This is a genomic window from Lentzea sp. HUAS12, assembly GCF_024125735.1.
In the GTDB taxonomy this organism is placed as follows: Bacteria; Actinomycetota; Actinomycetes; order Mycobacteriales; family Pseudonocardiaceae; genus Lentzea; species Lentzea albida.
In genome coordinates this window covers 4,420,076-4,439,279 of record NZ_CP099738.1, presented here as the reverse complement: position 1 = coordinate 4,439,279, position 19,204 = coordinate 4,420,076, and the positions used below count along the sequence as shown (strand labels likewise).

Genomic DNA, 19,204 nt, shown 5'->3' with positions numbered 1-19,204 from the left:
GAACGCTTGCTAGCGGCTGCGGTTGGACGCGGAATCGTCGCGCTCCTGGACATTCTCCAGCAGGATCCGGTCCACGAAACCTCCACGCTGCCCGCGCTTATGGTCAGCTAGCGCAAACAGATCATCCCAGCTGAGTTCGACAGTGTGCAGAAGAGCGGAGATGACCTCCACGATGTCAGCGAGCTCAGTCGGGAGTCGATCGCGGGGTGCGTCACGAGCCTCGATCGCCTCTTCGACGAGTTTGGCTCGCAGCGCGTCCCGATAAGGGCCCTCGTCGAGGATCCGGGTAGTCGGATGCCGGCCTTCCGCCTCAATGATCTGTGGGATGAGGTCACGGACCAGTTTGTTGTGCTCGACGCGCATGAGCGGACCGTAGCCCAACGGGCGCGCACAAGCTGCTGCTGGTCACCGTCTGTGGGCATCGGCGAGAGCGTAGAGGCTCGGTCGAGCACTTGATCGTTCGTGAGCGAACCTGTTTCACGAACGGTATCAGGAGAGGGACGCCATCGAGCGGCCCTGAACGGCGGTTCGTTGGGCTGGAGTTATTGGAGGGCTGGTGTTTGTGCTGACGGAAGTCCCTTTTGGACAAATTTGGAAGTGCGACGGGGTCGATGGGGTGTGTGCTCGGAGAAGGAGTGGATCTTCGGGTCTGCGGCCAACGGCGGCAAGGAGTGCTTGAGGGGTCGTCAAGTGCGCCGGACTGCGTCCAACGGGCCTGTTTTTGCAGGTCAGAGGCTCGTGAACCCGTATCTGGGGGTCAAGGGGTCGCAGGTTCAAATCCTGTCGTCCCGACGGTCTGAATCAGCCCGCTGATTCTGGGTGAAAGCCCAGTTCGGTGGGCTTTTTCGTGCGCTCGAAACGATCTTCGTTTGATCATCATTTTCATGATCAACAGGCGGGAGGAAGGAGCGAATCAGGAGCCGTTGGCTCCTTCTTTTTGACCGTGTGCCGCTCGAAAAGTCATCGTTGCACCTCACGCGGCGTATCTGTACTCGTTGATGAGTCCGCCGAGGATCCGGGTGCGTAGCAGTCTGTGGGCATCGAGGTCATGCACTGCAGCAGGCTGCGCTTGGGTATCGGGTGGTAGCTGTTCGCGAGCCTGGTGAGGTCGATGCTCGTTGTAGTGCACCTGGTAGGTCGCAAGGATTTGACGCGCGTGGGCTTCTCCCATGATGAGGATGTGGTCGAGTACCTCGCGCCGGATAGTGCCGATGATCCGTTCGCAGTGGGCGTTCATCCGGGGCGCCTGCGGCGCGCTCTTGATCACACGTAGTTCCTCGGCCTCGAAGATGGCGTCGAACGCCTCGCCGTACTTGCCGTCACGGTCACGCAGCAGGAAGCTCAGGGACTCCATCCGCGTTCCGAGGTCGGCGGTGAGATTCCTGGCCTGCTGCAGTGTCCAGTCTCGCGTTGGGCGGGCGGTGACGCCGGTGATGTGCAGACGTCTGGTGCCGTGTTCAAGGAACACCAACGCGTACAGACGTCTGACGAGTGCGGTGTCGAAGTGGAAGAAGTCCCGGGTACGAGAAGTGGCTGAGTGATGTGTCTTCTTGCCGGGCTGGCCTGATCAGGCTCTACTCGGACGCCGCACCGAACCATCGTGCTGCGGCACGTTCGAACGACTTCGGATCGGCGTGACCGTTGTCGGCCCAGGCGACGATGCCGTCGGGCCGGACGAGCACGGCTGCCAATCCCAGCTCGTCCTTCGCCCTCCCTGCCGCGTAGTGCACCTGTGTCTTCCACCGTGAGGCCGGATCGCGCAGGATCTGGTCGGCGCTGAAGTCGAGCAGCACGCCCCGTCCGTCCCGCATCAGCCCGGCGAGGCGGGGTCCGTCCACCAGGCGGAAGTCCGGGGCGTCGCGGCCGGTCAGCGGGTGGTCCTCGCCGAGGTCGTAGCGGAGCCATGCGCCTGACATCTTGCTGTAAACGTAGGTCGCGCCGTCCGGCGTCGCGATGAGGTCGCGCAGCACTCCCTGGACCGCCTGCGAGTGCAGATCCGGTCCCATGGCCGCGACCTGGGCGCGCGTCCACTCGAGCACCCAGGCTCCGATCGGGTGCCGTTCGTGCTCGTAGGTGTCGAGGAGTCCTTCCTCGGCGTCACCGCGCACGACCGCAGCGAGCTTCCACCCCAGGTTGACGGCGTCGCCCAGGCCGGTGTTGAGGCCCTGCCCACCCAGGGGCGAGTGGATGTGCGCGGCGTCGCCTGCCATCAGGACACGTCCGCGTCGGTAGGTGGACGTCTGCATGGCCCGGTCGGTGTAGGTGGAGGCGAGGTGGACGTCAGTGATCGTCACGCCGGTACCCGAGACCCGGCGCAGCACCTCCTGGACGTGCTCGCGGGTCAGCGGTTGAGAGCGGTCGAACGTGCCGCCGTCGAAGTCCATCATGCCGATTCCGCCGCCGGGCATCTTGAGGTACATGCCGGTCGGTGTCAGGTTGAACCAGGGCTTCAGCTGATCGGGGTCGTCGAGGTCGACCTGCGCGATGTAGCCGGTGAAGCGCGGGCCGGTGCCGACGAACTCGAACCCCGCGAGCTTGCGCACCGCGCTGTGCCCGCCGTCGCAGCCGATCAACCACCGTGCCCGGTGTTCCCGGCCCCCCGCGTGCGCGACCACCCCGTTCTCGTCCTGGGTGACGTCCGAGACCGCGGCGCCGCGCCTGATCTCCACACCGAGCTCCTCCGCACGCTCGGTCAGGAGGGTCTCGACTGCCTCCAGCTGTACGACCGCCTGCTGGTTCGCGGGGCTGGGGAGCGTGAAGGGCAATGCTGCGAGATCGACGTGGTCCGGGTTGATCATCATGCCCGCGAAGTGGCCGTACGCCTGCGGGGGCGCGGGCTCTTCGTCCGGGTCGTGGGAGATGCCCGCCGCTTCGAGTACCGGTGCCAGCATGCCGCGGCGGTAGAACGCCTCGACCGAAGCGACGGACAGTCCTCGCGTGCCGAGCGGCGCCCTCTTCCACGGGGAGCGCGGTTCGGCGTCCTTCTCCAGCACCAGCACGGAGCAGCCCGCGAGGCCGAGCTCACAGGCGAGGAAGAGCCCGACAGGGCCGGCTCCGACGATCAGTACGTCATGCACGAGTGATTCACCTTCCGAAGTGCGTTCGCCGCGTTGGTCAGGCGAACACTGGCGCGGACCACTCACACGGCACACACGCGGCGCACACGCGGAGGTCTCGAACTGTGCGCCGGATGCCGTCTGACAAAGTTGCGGCCGTGACGATGAACGTGCGCGTGGCGGTTCTGGGCCCGCTGGAAGTGCACGTGGACGATGCCGCGGCACAGCTCGCGGGCAACCGGCTGCGCGCCGCGCTCTGCCGGCTTGCGGTCGCCGTTCCGCACCCCGTCGGAGTCGACGAGCTGATCGACGCCGTCTGGGACGGCAGGCCTCCCGACGCGGCGGCTCACGCTCTGCAGTCGCTGGTCACCCGGCTGCGCCGCGCACTCGGCGGCGCGGGCTCGGTGCTGATGGACTCCCGCGGCTACCGGCTGCCGCTGGTCCGCGACGCCGTTGACGCGCTCGCTTTCCAGGACCTGCTGGCGCACGGCCGCCGCGCCGCGAGAGAAGGCGATGACGAGCGTGCGCTGACCACTTTCGAGGAGGCTCTCGCGCTGTGGCGCGGACCGGCTCTGACCGGGGTGCCCGACGCGCCGTACGTGCCCGGCCTGACCACCGAACTGGAGAACCTGCGCCTGGACGTCACCGTCGGGCGGTTCGCCGCGGCACTGTCCCTCGGTCGGGCCGACGAGGTGGTCGCCGACCTGCGGAGGATGGCGGACGAGTACCCGTTGCGCGAGGACTTCGCCGCCCAGCTGATCACGGCGCTGGCCGCGACCGGCCGAGGCGGTGACGCGCTGGCCGGCTACGAACGGATCCGCCGTGACCTCGCGGGAGAGCTGGGCGCCGATCCGGGGCCGGAGCTGCGCGACCTGCACCTGCGGCTGCTCAGCGGTGAGCGAGAGGTCCGCACCCCGGTGCGGCGAAGGCCTCCGCGAAGCCTGGGCGTGCCGTTGACGAGCTTTGTGGGCAGAGAAGCCGAGCTGGCCCAGGTCCGGTCGTCCGTGGCGGCGAACCGGCTGACCACGCTCGTGGGCACCGGCGGCGCGGGGAAGACCAGGCTGGCCACCGAGGCGGCGCGGGAGTGGTCGGCGGACGGACACCGCGAAGCCTGGATGGTGGAGCTGGCTCCGGTCACGTCCGGCACCGGTCTCACGCGGGCCGTGCTGGAAGCGCTCGGCCTGCGCGAGGCACGGCTGCGGCCGGACCAGCCCGTTCAGGACGACCGCGAGCGGGTGCTCGACGCCATGAGCGACGCCGCCGGGCTTCTCGTGATGGACAACTGCGAGCACCTGCTCGGCGCGGTCGCCGACCTGGTCGCCGACATCGTCGCGGTCGCGCTCGACGTTCGGGTGCTGGCCACCAGCCGCGAACCGCTCGGGCTGACCGGCGAGGCGCTGACTCCCGTACTCCCGCTCGCGCTGCCACCGCCGGGAGCCGATGCGGTGCAGGCGGTGCGGTATTCCGCGGTCCGCCTGTTCCTCGACCGGGCCTCGCACGCCTGTCCTGGCTTCGTCCTCGACGACACCAGCGTCGCGGCAGTGATCACGATCGTCCGCGGGTTGGACGGCCTCCCGCTCGCGATCGAGCTGGCCACCGCCCGGTTGCGGGTGCTGCCGGTGGCCGAGGTCGCGCGCCGGCTCTCGGACAGGTTCAGGCTGCTCACCGGAGGCGACCGCGCGGGCCTGCCGCGGCACCGCACGCTGCGAGCCGTCGTGGACTGGAGCTGGGAGCTGCTGACCGAGCCGGAACGGGTGCTGGCGGAACGCCTCGCGGTGTTTCCGGGCGGCGTGACCGAGGAGGCGGCCGTCGCGGTCTGCGCCGACGAGGCGCTGCCCGCCGAGGACGTGGGCGAGCTGCTGATGAACCTCACCGAGAAGTCGCTGCTGCGAACCCAGCACGACACGCCGATCCGCTACCGGATGCTCGAAACGCTGTGCGAGTACGGCGTCGAGCGCCTGACCGAGCAGGGGCTGGTGCGGGCGGCGCGTGACCGGCACGCCCGCCACTTCGCGGAGCTCGTCGACGCGCTGGAGCCCGTGCTGCGGGGTCGTGACCAGCTGGGCGCCTTGGCCGTGCTGCGCGCGGAGGAACCCAACATCGTCGCCGCGCGGCGGTTCCTGCTCGACTCGGGACGGTTGCGCGCGGCGTTGCTGATGACCTTGGGTACGGCATGGCTGGGCAGGATCACCGGCGACACCCACGAGGAGGGCTGGCTGAACGAGCTGATCGACGCCCATCGCGGTGCCGACGAGCCCTACCTCCGCCACGCAGAGGCGGTGCAGCTCTTGTCCACTGTGGACGAAGGTCGCGATGCCGGCGGCGACCAGGTCCGGCACCGGCTCGCCGGTCTGCTCAGCCGTCTACGGGCTGATCCGGTTCCGTCCCCCTACGGCAGCCTCGACGCGGTGCTGGCCGTCCTCCCGGCGCTCGCGGGTCTCGCGGACGAGGCCGAAGCCGTGGCCGGTCAGGCCCGCAGCTCGCCCGATCCGTGGATCCGGGCGGTGCGGCACGTCGCGGCCGCGAACTGGGCGGAGAACAGCGGTGACGCGGACCGCGTGCGGGAGGAGGTCGAGCTGGCACTGCGCGACTTCCACGCGACAGGGGACCGCTGGGGCATCGCGGTCGCCACCCGGACCAGGGCCCAGCTGCGGATGGTGGACGGCGACCTGCACGGCGCCCTGGTGGACCTGGAGGACGCACGGGTGGCCGCCGAGGAGCTGGGAGCGGCGGACGACGCCCGTTTCCTGCGGCTGAGGATCGCCTGGCTGCTGTGGTCGTTGGGACGGACCGAGCAGGCGCGCCACGAGCTGACCGAACTCCGGTCCGTTGGTGAGAACCCCTGGCGCGGTGTCGAAGCGGACCTGGTGGTCGACTCGATGCTGGCCGGCATCGAGTCGACCACCGGCAACCAGGACACGGCTCTGCGCCTGGCCGACGACGTCCGAGCTCGGCTGGGTGCGCAGGACGCGGCCAAACCGGTGCGCGGCCACGTGGTCACTACCGTGCTCGGTGCGATCGCGGTCGTCCACGCCGTCGCGGCCGAACAGTCGCCGGACCGGCTGGACGACGCCCTCGACTCCCTCGCCCAGGCGTATCCGACCGCCCTCCGGACCGGCGACAGCCCGGTCATCGCGCTGCTCGGGCCCGGCCTCGCGCAGGTGGCCGCGGTTCTGGGCCGGTTCGACGACGCGGCGGAGATCCTCGGTGCCGCGGCGCACCTGCGTGGCGGCGAAGGTGGCGCCGACGTCTTCGCGGTCAGGCTGACCGAACGACTGCGAACCGAGTTCGGCGACCGGTTCAGTCGGTGCTACCGGGCGGGCCACGTGAGAGATCGGCCTGGCGCCATCGCACGGATGGACCCGCTCCTGCTGGCCCCTCCTGTCCACGGACCGTCCGGCTCGGACTGACATCACTTCAGAACCGGAGTCCTGCTGACCCGCGGGTTCTTGATGCGAGCGGGTCAGCGGACGATGGACGGCACGCGTATTCCGCCATCCCGCAACACGCCCTTGATGCCCACGAGCGGCCAGTTGTGGGAGCGGCGCCGCCGTTGTCGCTCGCGAAGATCACGAGCGTGTCATGGCCCCGGCCCCCGCGGTCGAGGTCTTCGTGGTGGAAGCGCGAACTGGAGGGTGCTGTGACGCCGGGACCTGTCGGTGGTTCCGACGGAAGGATCCACGTGGCGTTCGGCGGTGTGCCGCACGCACTGCACCGTACGACGGTGCGGCACGGGTTCGGCCAGGTGCTTCAGGCCGCGAGGATCTTCTCGACCATCGGGGTGAGGACCTTCTTGGGACCGACCTCTGTCCAGCAGGTTTCGCCGCGGTCGGCCAGCAGTTGCACGCTTTGCACCCACCGGACCGGGGCCGAGATCTGTGCGCCCAGGTGCTGTCGGAGCCCTTCGTCGGTGTGGATGGTCCCGGTGCTGTTGCTCACCACCGGTATGCGCGGGGTGTGCAGGTCGGTTCGGGCGAGTTCGCGTTCGAACTCCGCCTGGGCTGTCGCCATCAAGGGGGAGTGGAAGGCGCCGCTGACGTTGAGTGGGACGTAGGTGCGTGCCCCGCCTGCTAGGAAGTGGGCCTTGGCCGCGTGTACCTGGGTGCGTGTGCCGGAGAGCACGACCTGGTCCGGTGTGTTGTAGCCGGCTACCCAGAGTCCGGATTCGTTCCAGCCGGCGAGTGTGCGGTGCACGGTGTCGGCGTCGAGTCCGACGACCGCGGCCATGGCGCCGTCATCGGCTGTGGCCATCAGCTCGCCGCGGCGGGCTACCAGGGTGAGTCCGGTGCTGAAGTCGAACACGCCGGCGATGTGCAGTGCGCAGTACTCGCCGAGGCTGTGGCCCAGCAGTGCGGTCGGTTCGAGTCCGCAGGTTCGTTGGACGTGCAGGTAGGTCAGCACGTTCAGGACGTACAGGGCGGGTTGGGCGAATTGGGTGGACGTCAGTCGCCGGTCGTCCAGGCACAGGTCTCGGACGGAGTAGCCGAGTACCTCGTCCGCGCGCGCGAGGTGCTCGGGGAACTCGTCGAACAGGTCGCGGCCCATTCCCGCGAACTGCGAGCCCTGGCCCGTGAACATGATGACTGGCACCGTGCTGCCCCTTCGGTCAGTTCGCTGTGGCGAACAGGTGGTCGAGGTAGTCGTCCAGTGTGGACAGTGAGGTGGTGTCGGCCAGCGCGCCGATGTGGCCGTCGGGTCGGATCACGACTACGTCGCCGAACCGGAGTCCGAGGCTGTCGCGGTAGCGGCCGGCGATGTCGAGCAGGCCCGAGGGTGTGTCGTAGCGCTGGGCCGGGGATACGCGCTCGTGCACGATGTGGGCGCGGAATGCGTTGTTTCCCAGGCGCTCCTGGTACTTCTCCAGCGTCTGTCCGAGGAGTGACTCGATGGTGTCGTACGGGCCTGCGAAGGCGAGGAGGACGTGTCGCCGGGCGCCCAGTTCGCGGAGCAGGTCGAACTTGCCGGAGGCTGTGGTCAGGGTGCAGGCAGGCATTCGCCGGCCTGGCGTGACCCCGGAACGGGTGATGGGTGCCGCCGGGGCGGGGTAGGCGACGGCGAACTGGCTGAGCTTGGCGATCTCCGAGGCGTGGTAGGCGGGTTCGCGCAGTCGCTCGTTCTCGCCGCGCAGGCGCTCGCGCTGGGACTGGTCCCGGCCGAAGACGCGTTCGCTCAGCGTGTTGTTGTAGTCGAACAGGGCCTGTGCCACCGGGAACCGCTCCCCGTGGTAGCTGTCGAGCAGGGCGTCGCCCGCCTTGGCGCGCAGCACCAGCGCGAGTTTCCAGGCCAGGTTCACCGAGTCCTGGATGCCGGTGTTCAGCCCCTGGGCGCCGATGGGGCTCTGGACGTGCGCGGCGTCGCCTGCCAGGAAGATCCCCTGTGTTCGGAAGTTGTCGGCGATGAACTGCCGGGGGTTGAACCGGCTGATCCAGTACGGATCGCCCAGTGCCACGGTGTCGAGCCCGACGGCGCTCAGCACCTGCCGGAACCGGTTCAGCACGAACTCCTCGTCCACCTCGGCGGAGGCGACCCGGCAGGTGGAGACGAGCCGGAACATGCGGCCGTCGATCGGCAGAACGGCGAGGAAGGTGCCCTCGTCGAGCCAGAACTGGTGCCGTTCGTGCGCGTGATGGGGGAACCCGCTCATCTCGATGTCGGCCATGATGAAGGTCTCGTCCTGTTCCGCACCGTCGAATTCCGCGCCGACGATCTCGCGGACCCGGCTGCGGCCGCCGTCCGCGCCGACCACGAACCGCGCGGCGACCGTGGAGGTCCGGCCGTCGGTGTCGAGCAGGTGGCAGCGGTGGCCGTCGCCTTCGACGTCGATGTTTGTCAGCGCGCGGCCGCGTTCGACGGTGATGCCCCGCTCGGCCGCCGCCCGGTCGAGGATGCCGGTCGTGTCGCTCTGGCTGAGCTGCAACAGCCCGAGGTAGTCGCCCTCGAGCTTGCCCAGGTCCGCCACACCGATGACGCTTCCGCGCTGGGTGTGGTGGTTGATCCGCTGGGACATGATGCCCTGCCGCAGGCAGGTGTCGGCCAGGCCGAGCATGTGGAAGCACTCCAACGTGCGCGGGGTGAGCGTCATGGCCTTGCTCAACGGTGACCAGTGCTCGTGCTTGTCGATGATGCGCACCCGCACGTCGCTGTCGGCGAGCGCGCAGGCGAGGACGAGGCCGACCGGGCCCGCGCCGACCACGAGCACCTCGACCTCGGCTGTGTCCACGGTAGTCATTTCAGAACCTCACGGAGGATGTCGAGCAGTTCGTGCTGCCGCTGGTCGGGATGGAGGAAGAAGTGGTCGCCTGCCAGGGCGTGGAAGTCGAAGCCCGCCGACGTGCGGGTGCGCCAGTCGCGCATCTCGTCACCGGACACCCGGTCCTCCCCGGTGCCGTGCACCGCGGTGATCGGGATGTCGAGCGTCTCCGCGTCCGCCTGCCGGAAGCTGCCCACGAGCCGGATGTCGCCGGCCAGGATCGGCAGCGTGAGACGCAGGAACTCCGCGTCCACGTCCGGCGGGGTGGGAAGCAGCATCAGCCGCGCGAGCTCGCGCAGCCCGGCGACGTCCAGCGCGCGGATCTGTGCGGTGCTCGGCATTTCCGGGTAGCCGGCGTCCGCGAGAGAGCGCAGGCAGGCGCGGTAGAACGGGTTCTCGCCGCGGCCGGGACTGCTGAAGGCGCCGACGACGAGGTGCCGCACCGCGGTGATGCCCCGTCGTCGCAACCGCAGCGCCAGCAGATAGCCGATCAGCGCCCCCGCGCTGTGCCCGTAGATGACGACGGGTTTGTCGCAGGCCTGTGCGGCTTCCGGTTCGAGGGCGTCCACCAGGTCGTACACGTCGGGCACCACCGGTTCGCCGAAGCGCTCGCCGCGGCCGGGCAGCGCCACCGGGCACACGTCCACGTCGTCGCCCAGGAGCCCCTGCCAGCGCTGGAACAGCAGCGTGCTGCCGCCGCCGTAGGGGATGCACAGCAACCGGACCTTGGCGGTGGAGTCCTTCCTCTGGCGGAGGAAGCCGGCGCGCGCGGGCACCGCGACCCCGTTGCGCCTGCCCAGCAGCCGGGTGGTCAGGTCGGCGACGGAGATCCCGGCGACGATGTCGGCCAGCGCGACCCGTCCGTCCGCGTCGATCGGCCGCAGCGCCCGGTGCAGTGTGGTGGCCTGCAGCGAGTCGATGCCGAGCGCGGTCGTCGAGTCGTGCGGCCCGATGCTGTCCGCGGGCGCGTCGGTCAACCCGGCGAGCAGACGGCGCACGATGCCTTCGACCGGGGCTCGCTCTCCCGCCGCCGCGGCGGCCAGATCGTCGGCGGTGAGGAGCAGGTCGCCGGCGACGGGTCCGGCGGCGGCCAGCACCGACTCGATGCCGCCTTCGACGACGCGCACGGTGGCGTTGGCGCAGCGGAGCACGGTTCGGCCGTCGGTGTCGCGGACCGTCACCCGGCCATGAGCGAGGGCTTCGGCGGAGTCGAACCGCACGTCGTCCAGCCGCAGTTCGGATGCCGCGGCGGGTGCGCCGGGGTGGATGACCAGGCCCTGCAGGCGTTCCACCAGAAACGCCGAGTGCTCGCCGGGCGGTAGTGCGGCGTGGAAGAGTTGCGCGCACGCGTCCAGCAGACCGGGGGTGACCCGAGCGGTGGCCTGGGACGGCGCGGTGTGGTGTTCCGGCGCGACGGTGGCGAGGACGCCGGAGTCGTCGCGGAACACCTCACCGACAACCCGCACGCTCGGCCCGAGGTGCATTCCGCGTGCCGCCAGGCCGGCGTAGAACTCGGGCCCGGAGCACACGCGTGTCAACGGCAGAGCGCGTTCCGGCTCCGCTGCCGGTGATTGCGCGGTGAGCGTGCCGTGCACGTGTTGCTGCCATTGGTTGTTCGTCGCATCGGTGAGCGAGTGGAACGCGAAGCTCGCGCGAGAGCCGCGCAGCCCTTCGAACACCAGCCGGACGACGCCGGGTGCGTCGCGCAGGACCAGTGCGGTGCTGAACCTCATGTCGGTCACTTCGAAGTCGCTGTCCGGTGCGACCTCCTTCAGCCCGCGCACCAGCATCTCGACGAAGAATCCGATGTGGACGACGTGGTGCGTGTCGGCGAGCGCCAGCTCGGCCGGGTTCAGCTCGAAGCCCACCTCGACACCGGCACCGGGTGAGAGGTGCCGCACCGGGTGCAGCGCGCCGGAGCGGACCGGTTGTGCGGCAACGGCTTCGAAGGCGTACACCGCTTCGTCCAGCCGGCTCGTGGGCACAGCGACCCGGCGTGCCCCGGTGTGCTCGTGGAGCGGGCGCCAGTCGACGTCGAAACCGAGCTCGTACAGGCGTGTCAGGCACCCGACGAGGTCCTCGGCCGCGTCGACGAGGGTGAGCCGCTCCCGGAGACGCGTGGTCGCACTGCTCTCACCGATCACCAGGCCGAGGCGTACGTCGTGCTCCAGGCACAGCCTGCCCGCCGCGTCAAGGTCGGCGCGGGTGGTGGCGGCCGCCGCCCAGTAGGCGGGGTCGGCCAGGTGCCGGGGGCCGACGAAGCCGCCGTCGCGAGGGCAGATGACGGCGGCGTCGAACTCGCGGTGACCGGGCGCGCTGGTGATCGGGGGGATCGGCCGGCCGGTGAGGTCGATGCTCTGGTCCGGACGGACCTCGGCTCCGGTGACCACCAGGCGCAGCTCGTCGAGGGCCTCACGCGGGGTGCGGGCGGCGGTCTCGACGGCGACCGCGAAGCAGCCGATTCCTTCGGCGAGCCAGATCGCCGGCCGGACGCCGAAAGCCTGCCACAGCCGCACCGCGCCGCACAGGAGCGCGAGCTGCAGGGCGGCGGACTCCACCACGTCGGTCGGCCGGGCGTCCGACTCGAGCCAGCGGGTCAGTGCCGGCTCACCCGTGCCGGACCAGGCCGCGTCCACCCGGTCGAATCCGGCGCGGAATGCCGGGAACTGGCTGTACCACGGCTGACGTCCGGTTTCCGCCGCCCCGACGAAGAACCCGAGCTTGGCCTCCCCGGCGCGGAACAGCCGCGACGGCGTGACGACCGACGTGGTGGCCAGCCTGGCTTCCAGGACGCGCACCGCCTGCTCGCGGGTGCCGGCCGGCAGGTGGGCGCGGAACGGTCCGTGCTCCCGGCCGACCGCCAGGGTGAACGCGACGTCTTCGACGTCGGCGTCCGTCTCCGTCAGACACGTTGCCAACCGGCGCATCTGGTCGGTCAGCGCGGGCGCCGAGCGAGCCGAAACCAGGATCGGCTGCGCGCTCAACCGCCGCCCCGTCCGCGTGGCCTCCGCCGAAGGAGCGGCCGACAGGATCGCGTGCCCGTTCGTGCCGCTGAAGCCGAAGGAGCTGACCGCACCGGCGGGGTGCGGGGAGGTCAGCCGTGCTTCGGTCGTGGGCGGTCGAAGGCCGAGGCGCTCGAAGTCGATGGCGCGGTTGGGTTCGCCCGCGACGAGTTGCGCGGGCACGCGCCGGTTCCTCAGCACCAGCACGAGCTTGATGAGCGAAGCGATGCCCGCGGCCGCTTCGAGGTGCCCGATCTGCGCTTTCGCGGAACCGACGACGAGGGGACGGTCAGCGGGCCGATCGCGGCCGTAGACGGCGCCGGCCGCCGACATCTCGATGGGATCGCCCAGTCGCGTGCCGGTGCCGTGCGCCTCCAGGTAGTCGACGTCGGCGGCACGCAGACCCGACCGCTGCAGGGTCTGCTCGATCAGGGCGCTCTGCGCCCGGCCGTTCGGCACGGTCAGCCCGCTGCACGTGCCGTCGTGGTTGATCGCTGTCGCGCGTACCAGCGCCAGCACGTCATCACGGTCGCGCACGGCGTCGCTCCACCGCTTCAGCACGACCACGCCGCCTCCCTCGCCGCGGCCGTACCCTTCCCCTTCCGCGGCGAACGGACGGCACCGGCCGTCGGCGGACAGCGCGCCGATGCCCGACAGCACGGTGAAGATCGACGGGTCGAGCAGCAGGTTCACCCCGCCGACCACGGCCACTTCGCAGTCGCCGGCGCGGATGGCCGCACACGCCAGGTGCAGCGCGACCAAGGACGACGAGCACGCGGTGTCGACGGCCACCGCGGGCCCGGTGAAGTCGAAGGTGTGGCTGATGCGGCCCGCCACCACGCTGTTGAGCGAGCCCGTGGCGGCATACGAGCCCGGCTCGGCCGATTGCCGCGCGAGCGCGCCGTACTCGCCCCCGATCACGCCGAAGTACACACCGACGCGGCCGTCGACGCGCCGAGGCTGGTATCCCGCACGCTCCAGTGCCTGCGCGGTGAGCTTCAGCGCGAGCCGCTGTGTCGGGTCCATGTCCCGCGCTTCCTTCGGGGAGATGGTGAAGGCGCGCGGATCGAACCGCATGACGTCGCTGTCGAGGTAGTTGGCGCGGGCGAAGCGGGCCGCGCGCGGATGCTGGCCGAAGTAGTGCCGGTAGCGATCGGCCACCCATTCGCTGGCGGGCAGATCGCGCGCGCATTCGCGGCCGGATCGCAGGAGGTCCCAGTACTCCTCCGGCGTGGTGACCCCGCCGGGAAGTTCGCAGGCCATGCCGACGATGGCGATCGGCTCGCTGTGGTTGAGCTCGCGGATCGTGTCGAGTGACTTGCGCAGCAACGCTTTCAGCGTGCCGATCTCGTGCTCGTGGGTCATGAGAGAACCTCGACGAGGGTGCGTTCGAGCTCGTGGGGGGAAAGCCGGTCGATGTCGTCGTGGCCGAGGGTGTGCAGCAGCGGGAGCTCCGGGCCGGACGCGGCCTCGGGCTCGGTGTCGCGTGCCAGCTCACGTGCCAGGTGGGTGGCGAACTCGGCGATCGTCGGGTGGTCGAACGCCGACGTCTCCGCCGGTGCGAACCCGGTGTCGGTGATGACGTGCTCGCGCAGCTGTGCGAGGTGGATCGACGACATGCCCAGGTCGAAGAAACCGCTGCCGGTGTGGGGACGTTCTCCGCGGGGGTAGTCGAGCAGCCGGGCTATGTGGTCCTGCAGGTAGTCGCAGACCCGGCGCACGCGCAACGGGGTCGGCAGGTTCGTCAGCTCGGCGAGGAGTTGTGCCGGCGGAGCCTGCTCCGCCGTGACGACGCGCGTCGGCGCGGCGGTCGTCATCGGTGCGGCCGTTGTCGTTTCCTCAGGCGGGCTTTCGGTCCGGGGCCCCGGCCAGTACCGGCGCCGGCGCAACGGCGCCGGCGGCAGGTAGACCGGACGTTCCGCGGCCAGTTCGGGGTAGACGTGCCGCCAGTCGACCGGGAACCCGACGGACCACAGCCTCGCGAGCTGGTCGTGGCGTGCGCTCGCGGCGAGCGCCAGCAGGTAGCCGAGGTCCTGGTCCTCGACGCCGTCGAAGGCGCTCCGGTCGACGACCCTCGCGTACAAGCCTTGAGGGGCGAGCAGTTCCGGGTTCGACGCGTGCTCGCCGAAGACGGTGAGCTTGGCGGCGGCCTCGGCGAGGGTGCCCGCGCTCAACGCTAGGCGGTGCGGAGCGCACGGCCGGAAGTGGAGCAGCGTCGCGGCGACGCCGGGCAGTGTCGCGGTGTGCCCGAACACCCGTGGCCCGTCGCCGGTGAGGAAGGCGGCCAGCCCCTGCGCGTGGGCGGTGAGTGACTCGGCGGTGCCCGCCGAGATCGTGAGGACGTAACGAGCGGCGGTCATCCGCGGTACTCCTCCAGGACGAGGTGGACGTTGGTGCCGCCCGCGCCGATCGAGGAGACCCCGGCGCGCAACGGGACGTCACCGAGTCCCGTCCGCGCGGGGTTCCACTCCTCAAGGCTCCGCTGCACGTACACCGGCGAGTTCGCGAAGTCGATCGACGGGTTCGTCCGGTCGGAGTGCAGCAGCGACGGGACCAGCGTGCGGTGCTGCATCTGCAGCACCACCTTGGCGATCTGGGCCACTCCCGCCGCCGCCTCACCGTGACCGATGTTGGACTTCACCGAGCCCACGGCGCAGTACTGCTTCCGCGTCGCGCCGAACGCCGCGGTGATGCCGGCGATCTCGATCGGGTCGCCCAGCTGCGTCCCCGTGCCGTGCGCCTCGACGTAGCTGATCGTGCCCGGATCGACCGCGGCCTGGCGCAGCGCCCGTTCGATCGCCAGCGCCTGGGCGGCGGGGTTGGGGACGGTGAACCCGGTGGTGCGGCCTCCGTGGGTGAGAGCGCTGCCCCGGATGACGCCGTAGATCCGGTCGCCGTCACGTTCCGCGGCTTCGAGGGGTTTGAGCAGGAAGGCCCCGACCGTCTCGGCGGGCACGTAGCCGTCCCCGCCGGCGCCGAACGCCCGGCACCGCCCGTCGGAGGACAGGAACCGGTAGTGCGCCATCATCTGGAACTTCGACGGGTGCAGCGACAGGTTCACCCCGCCCGCGATCGCCAGCTCGCACTCGCCGCGGCGCAGGCTCTCGCAAGCCATGTGCACGGCGTACAGCGAGGACGAACAAGCGGTGTCCAGGGTGAGGCTGGGGCCGCGCAGGTCGTAGGTGAACGACACCCGATTGGCGATCGCGTAGGTCTGCGAGTTGAGCACGCCGTTCGGGCCACCGCCCGAAGCCAGGTCGGCCTCGTGCTGGATCAGCTGGTAGTTGTTGAAACTCGCACCGGCGAAGACCCCGACCTCGTTGTCGTGCGCGGTGCGCAAACGCTCTCGGTCGTACCCCGCGACCACGAGGCACCCGTAGGCGGATTCCAGGAACAGCCGCTCCTGCGGGTCCATGAACCGGGCCTCGGACGGTGCGATGCCGAAGGCGGAGGCGTCGAAGCGGTCGACGTCGGAGAGGAAGCCGCCCCACTTGGCGTACACCTTGCCCGGCACACCGCGGCGGGGGTCGAAGTAGCGGTCGTGGTCCCAGCGGTCGCGGGGGACCTCGGTGATCGAGTCGGTGCCCGCGCACAGGCCTGCCCAGAACTCGTCGAGCGTGTCCGCGCCGGGGAACCTGGCGTCGAGGCCGATGATGGCGATCGGCCGGCCGGCGTCGGTCCGGTCGTGCCGGCGGCGAGCGACAGGCGGCGCCGGCCGCTCGATCCCGGGTTCGGTGTGGCCGGGCCGCTGCGTCGCGACCGGCGGCGCGGAGGGCACAGGTCGTGGCGCGGCATCTTCCGGAACGCGTTGAGCGGCGAAGTGGGCGGCGACCGCGGGCCGGTGGTCCCGCAGGACGCGGTCGGCCAGCGCGCGGATGTCGCGGCACTCGAAGAACAGCGTGACCGGGACATCGCCGAAGCGCTGGGACAGTTCGCCGTTGAGGGAGTGGATGATCAGGGAGTCGATGCCGAGGTCCGCGAACTCGGTGTCCGGCAGCACCGCGGCGAGCTGGTTGCGGGTGCCCTTGCCCACCAGTTCGCGCAACAGCTCCCGCAGGTCTGCCGCGAGATCGTCCGGTGCGTCCGTCGTGGTCTGCGGGAGGGGTGGTGGTGCCGGAGCGCTCACCTCGTGCTCTCTCAACGGTTCTGCGGCCGCGGCGGGTTCCCGGCCGTCGAACCTGAACTCCGCGTCCTCGTGCCGGTGCTCGTGCTGGTCGAACGAGTAGCCGGGCAGCCCGGGGATGCGCTCGACCCCGGTCTGCGGCCCGGCCCAGTCGACCGCGCACCCCGCGAGCCAGAGCCCGATCAGCGAGGCGGCGAACGCGGTCGCCGTCGCCGTGTCGATGCGCACCGAGCGGCTCGGGGGATCGGTGAGGTCGCCGACAACGGCCAGGCAGTCCGCCCGGACAGCCTGCGGGTAGTCCCACTTGACGTCGGTGAGGATGCGAAGGCCGGCGTGCCGGCCGGCGGTGTGCTGCCTGAGCAGCGGCAGGTCGGCCAGCACGGTGGAGCGGACGTCGCGGTGGTCGCGGGCCTGCGCGGCGACCGCCGCCAGGTCGGCGGTCCCGGCGAGCAGGTCCAGCGCGGTCGTGGGGGAGAGGATGCCGCGGCGCACCAGGTTCGCCAGCTCGTGCGTGCCTTCGTCGAGCCATCCCGCGGGGGTCAGGCCCCAGGCGTCGTCGATCTCGGTGTGGGCGACGTCGATCGCGAGGGCGATCATCGCGCGGTGCTCGGGCGTCAGCGAGTCCGCGGTGGTGGCGAAGTCCTGGACGGTCTCCATCAGGTGCACGCCGTGGGCCTGAGCGGGGTTGACCCAGCCGCTCAGCGCGCGGGTGAAGGTGTGCTGGTGGCCGAGAAGACCGGCCGCCTGTGCCACATAGCCGGTGACGGCGGCTGTCGAGCGGGCACAGCGTTCCCCGAGCGCGGCCAGGTAGTCGGCGGTGATCTCGTTGGGCAGCAACAACTGTTCACCGATGTGCACGGCCGTCGACGGCGACGCCGAGGCGATGAGAACGCCGTCGCCCGCCAGCGCGTCGGTGGCGGCGCTGATCGACATCATTCCGGAGTGCACCAGGGCGGCAGCGGCACCGTTGCCGCAGAGCGCGACCAGTTCGGCGCCGTGCACGTCGCGCTCGGCCAACGCGCGCAGCGCCGCCACGTGGCTCGCGAACGGGCCGGCGGCCAGGAGCACGGCGAGCTCGGGCCGGCCCTCGCAGTGCCGGACGTCCGGGCGGGTGAGCGCGGTGACGAGATCATCGGCGTGCGCGGCGAACCGGTACGGCAGCGTCAGGTCGCGCTGGTTCGACGCGCGGCAGAGGCCTGCCAGGGCCTCCGGCGGCGCGGACCGCACGTGCCGGGACCAGTCGGCGAGTGAGCGGGTGAGCGCGGCGGGGGTCTTGGCCGCCAGGGTGAAGACAGGGGCGTCAACGCCGGATGTCCTGTCCCGCAAGGGGTTCGGCTCGTACTCCGACACGATGGCGTGGCAGTTCACACCACCGAAGCCGAACGAGCTGATGCCCGCGGTGAGTGGCCCCTCGCCCGTCCACGGCACGGCATCGGAGGGGAACTCGATGCGCCCGGCGGTGTTCTCGATGAGCGGGTTGACCCGCTCGATGTTCAGGGTGGGGGCGATCGTCCTGTTGCGGAGCATGAGCAGGACCTTGATCAGCCCCGCCAGCCCCGCTCCCGCCTCGACGTGGCCGATGTTGGTCTTGACCGAGCCGACCGCCAGCGCCGTGGTCCGGTCCTGCCGGGCGTAGGCGAGGTCGAGCGCCTCGATCTCGATCGGGTCGCCCAGACTGGTGCCGGTGCCGTGCGCCTCCACGTAGGTCACCCGGGCGGGCTCGATCCGGGCGTCGGCCAGAGCGCGGGAGATGACGTCGACCTGAGCCGGGACGCTGGGGGCCGTGATGGTCCGGTTGCGTCCGTTGTGGTTCGTGGCGATGCCCTTGAGCACTCCGTACACGTGGCAGCCGAGCCGTTCCGCGTTCGACAGCGTGGTCAGCAGCACCACGCCGACGCCTTCACCGGGGACGTAGCCGTTCGCCCGGGAGTCGAAGGTGAAGCAGCGGCCGTCCGGGCTCAGCATGCGGGACTGGGTGAACGCCAGGTACCGCCACGGCGAGGAGACCAGGTTGACTCCGCCGACGAACGCGAAGTCGCAGCCCTCGTGCAGCAGGTCCTGGCGGCCGTTGCTCAACGCCACCAGTGAGGACGAGCAGGCGGTGTCCACCGCGCGGCTCGGCCCGTGCAGATCCATGAAGTACGAGATGCGGTTGGCCGACAGGCAGTGGTAGTTGCCGAGCGGGTCGAACACGTCCACCCGCTTGTTGTTAGCGGTCGACCTGAGCAGGTGGTCGTGCACCGACAGGGCGATGTTCACCGACGTGCGCGACCGGCGGAGCAGGTCGATCGGCAGGCCGGAGTCCACCAGGCAGTGCCACGCCTCCTCCAGCAGGAGGCGGTGCTGCGGGTCCAGTGCGACCGCTTCACGCGGTGAGATGCTGAAGAACGCGTGGTCGAAGTCGCGCGAGTTGCCGAGGCCGCCGATCCACTTGCTGTTGATCTGCCCCGTCTCGGCGCCGTCGGGCGAGTAGAAGGTGTCCGAACTCCAGTGGTCCGCGGTGACCTCCTTGATCCCGGACCGCCCGTTCGCGAGATTCTCCCAGAATGCGCCCGCGTGTTCCGAGTCCGGATATCGGCAGGCGATGCCGACGATCGCAACATCTTCACGCATTTGTCACACCCCCATGGCGGCAGTAAGGCCATACCTGCCTTCTGCGGATGTCAGCGAAACGTAAGAACTGATTGTCGAAACCGTCAAGCAGGAGTGACTCAGGTCACTACTGTCGTGGTGACCAGCGATGACTGAGTTTTTTGATCCTGTCTCATCGAAA

The 19,204-nt window shown here is 70.2% G+C and carries 9 protein-coding genes; 1 reads left to right on the top strand and 8 read right to left on the bottom strand.

The features are described from left to right. Positions 1-9: 9 nt before the first annotated feature. From ND450_RS19570 to ND450_RS19560, 3 genes are all read right to left on the bottom strand, one after another. Positions 10-363 carry a nucleoside triphosphate pyrophosphohydrolase gene (locus ND450_RS19570; RefSeq protein ID WP_253327504.1) on the bottom strand — a complete coding sequence of 118 codons (354 nt, stop codon included), beginning with the start codon at positions 361-363 and terminating at the stop codon, positions 10-12. A gap of 610 nt (positions 364-973) precedes the next feature. Beyond that, positions 974-1,468, bottom strand: a complete 495-nt coding sequence (locus ND450_RS19565; protein WP_253327503.1) for a transposase — start codon at positions 1,466-1,468, stop codon at positions 974-976. A 106-nt stretch (positions 1,469-1,574) separates the two neighbouring features. Further along, positions 1,575-3,077, bottom strand: a complete 1,503-nt coding sequence (locus ND450_RS19560) for an FAD-dependent monooxygenase (protein WP_253327502.1) — start codon at positions 3,075-3,077, stop codon at positions 1,575-1,577. 143 nt (positions 3,078-3,220) lie between these two features. Between ND450_RS19560 and ND450_RS19555 the strand changes: the two genes are divergently transcribed. After that, a complete protein-coding gene (locus ND450_RS19555; protein WP_253327954.1) occupies positions 3,221-6,466 on the top strand; it encodes a BTAD domain-containing putative transcriptional regulator in 3,246 nt (1,081 codons plus the stop codon). 340 nt (positions 6,467-6,806) lie between these two features. On the opposite strand, the gene fabD is transcribed toward ND450_RS19555, so the two are convergent. Genes fabD through ND450_RS19530 form a run of 5 tightly spaced genes read right to left on the bottom strand, consistent with a single transcriptional unit; the run spans position 6,807 to position 19,044 of the window. Then, entirely contained in the window at positions 6,807-7,646 is an 840-nt protein-coding gene (fabD, locus tag ND450_RS19550) for an ACP S-malonyltransferase (protein ID WP_253327501.1), read from the bottom strand. A 16-nt stretch (positions 7,647-7,662) separates the two neighbouring features. Continuing rightward, on the bottom strand, positions 7,663-9,285 hold the full coding sequence (locus tag ND450_RS19545; protein WP_253327500.1) for an FAD-dependent monooxygenase: 1,623 nt from the start codon (positions 9,283-9,285) through the stop codon (positions 7,663-7,665). Further along, positions 9,282-13,673 (bottom strand): beta-ketoacyl synthase N-terminal-like domain-containing protein, encoded by a 4,392-nt coding sequence (locus ND450_RS19540; protein WP_253327499.1) that lies wholly within the window; start codon positions 13,671-13,673, stop codon positions 9,282-9,284. The genes ND450_RS19545 and ND450_RS19540 overlap by 4 nt, the downstream gene beginning before the upstream one ends. After that, positions 13,670-14,668, bottom strand: coding sequence for an acyl carrier protein (locus tag ND450_RS19535; RefSeq protein ID WP_253327498.1), 999 nt, complete (start codon positions 14,666-14,668; stop codon positions 13,670-13,672). The genes ND450_RS19540 and ND450_RS19535 overlap by 4 nt, the downstream gene beginning before the upstream one ends. Next, positions 14,665-19,044: a beta-ketoacyl synthase N-terminal-like domain-containing protein gene (locus ND450_RS19530; RefSeq protein WP_253327497.1), complete on the bottom strand. Its 4,380-nt coding sequence runs from the start codon at positions 19,042-19,044 to the stop codon at positions 14,665-14,667. The genes ND450_RS19535 and ND450_RS19530 overlap by 4 nt, the downstream gene beginning before the upstream one ends. Positions 19,045-19,204: the final 160 nt, after the last annotated feature.

Coding starts and splice junctions, on each gene's coding strand:
- ND450_RS19555 (WP_253327954.1), top strand. CDS start 3,221: ATGAACGTGCGCGTGGCGGTTCTGGGCCCGCTGGAAGTGCACGTGGAC.
- ND450_RS19530 (WP_253327497.1), bottom strand. CDS start 19,044: ATGCGTGAAGATGTTGCGATCGTCGGCATCGCCTGCCGATATCCGGAC.
- ND450_RS19540 (WP_253327499.1), bottom strand. CDS start 13,673: ATGACCCACGAGCACGAGATCGGCACGCTGAAAGCGTTGCTGCGCAAG.
- ND450_RS19570 (WP_253327504.1), bottom strand. CDS start 363: ATGCGCGTCGAGCACAACAAACTGGTCCGTGACCTCATCCCACAGATC.
- ND450_RS19545 (WP_253327500.1), bottom strand. CDS start 9,285: ATGACTACCGTGGACACAGCCGAGGTCGAGGTGCTCGTGGTCGGCGCG.
- ND450_RS19535 (WP_253327498.1), bottom strand. CDS start 14,668: ATGACCGCCGCTCGTTACGTCCTCACGATCTCGGCGGGCACCGCCGAG.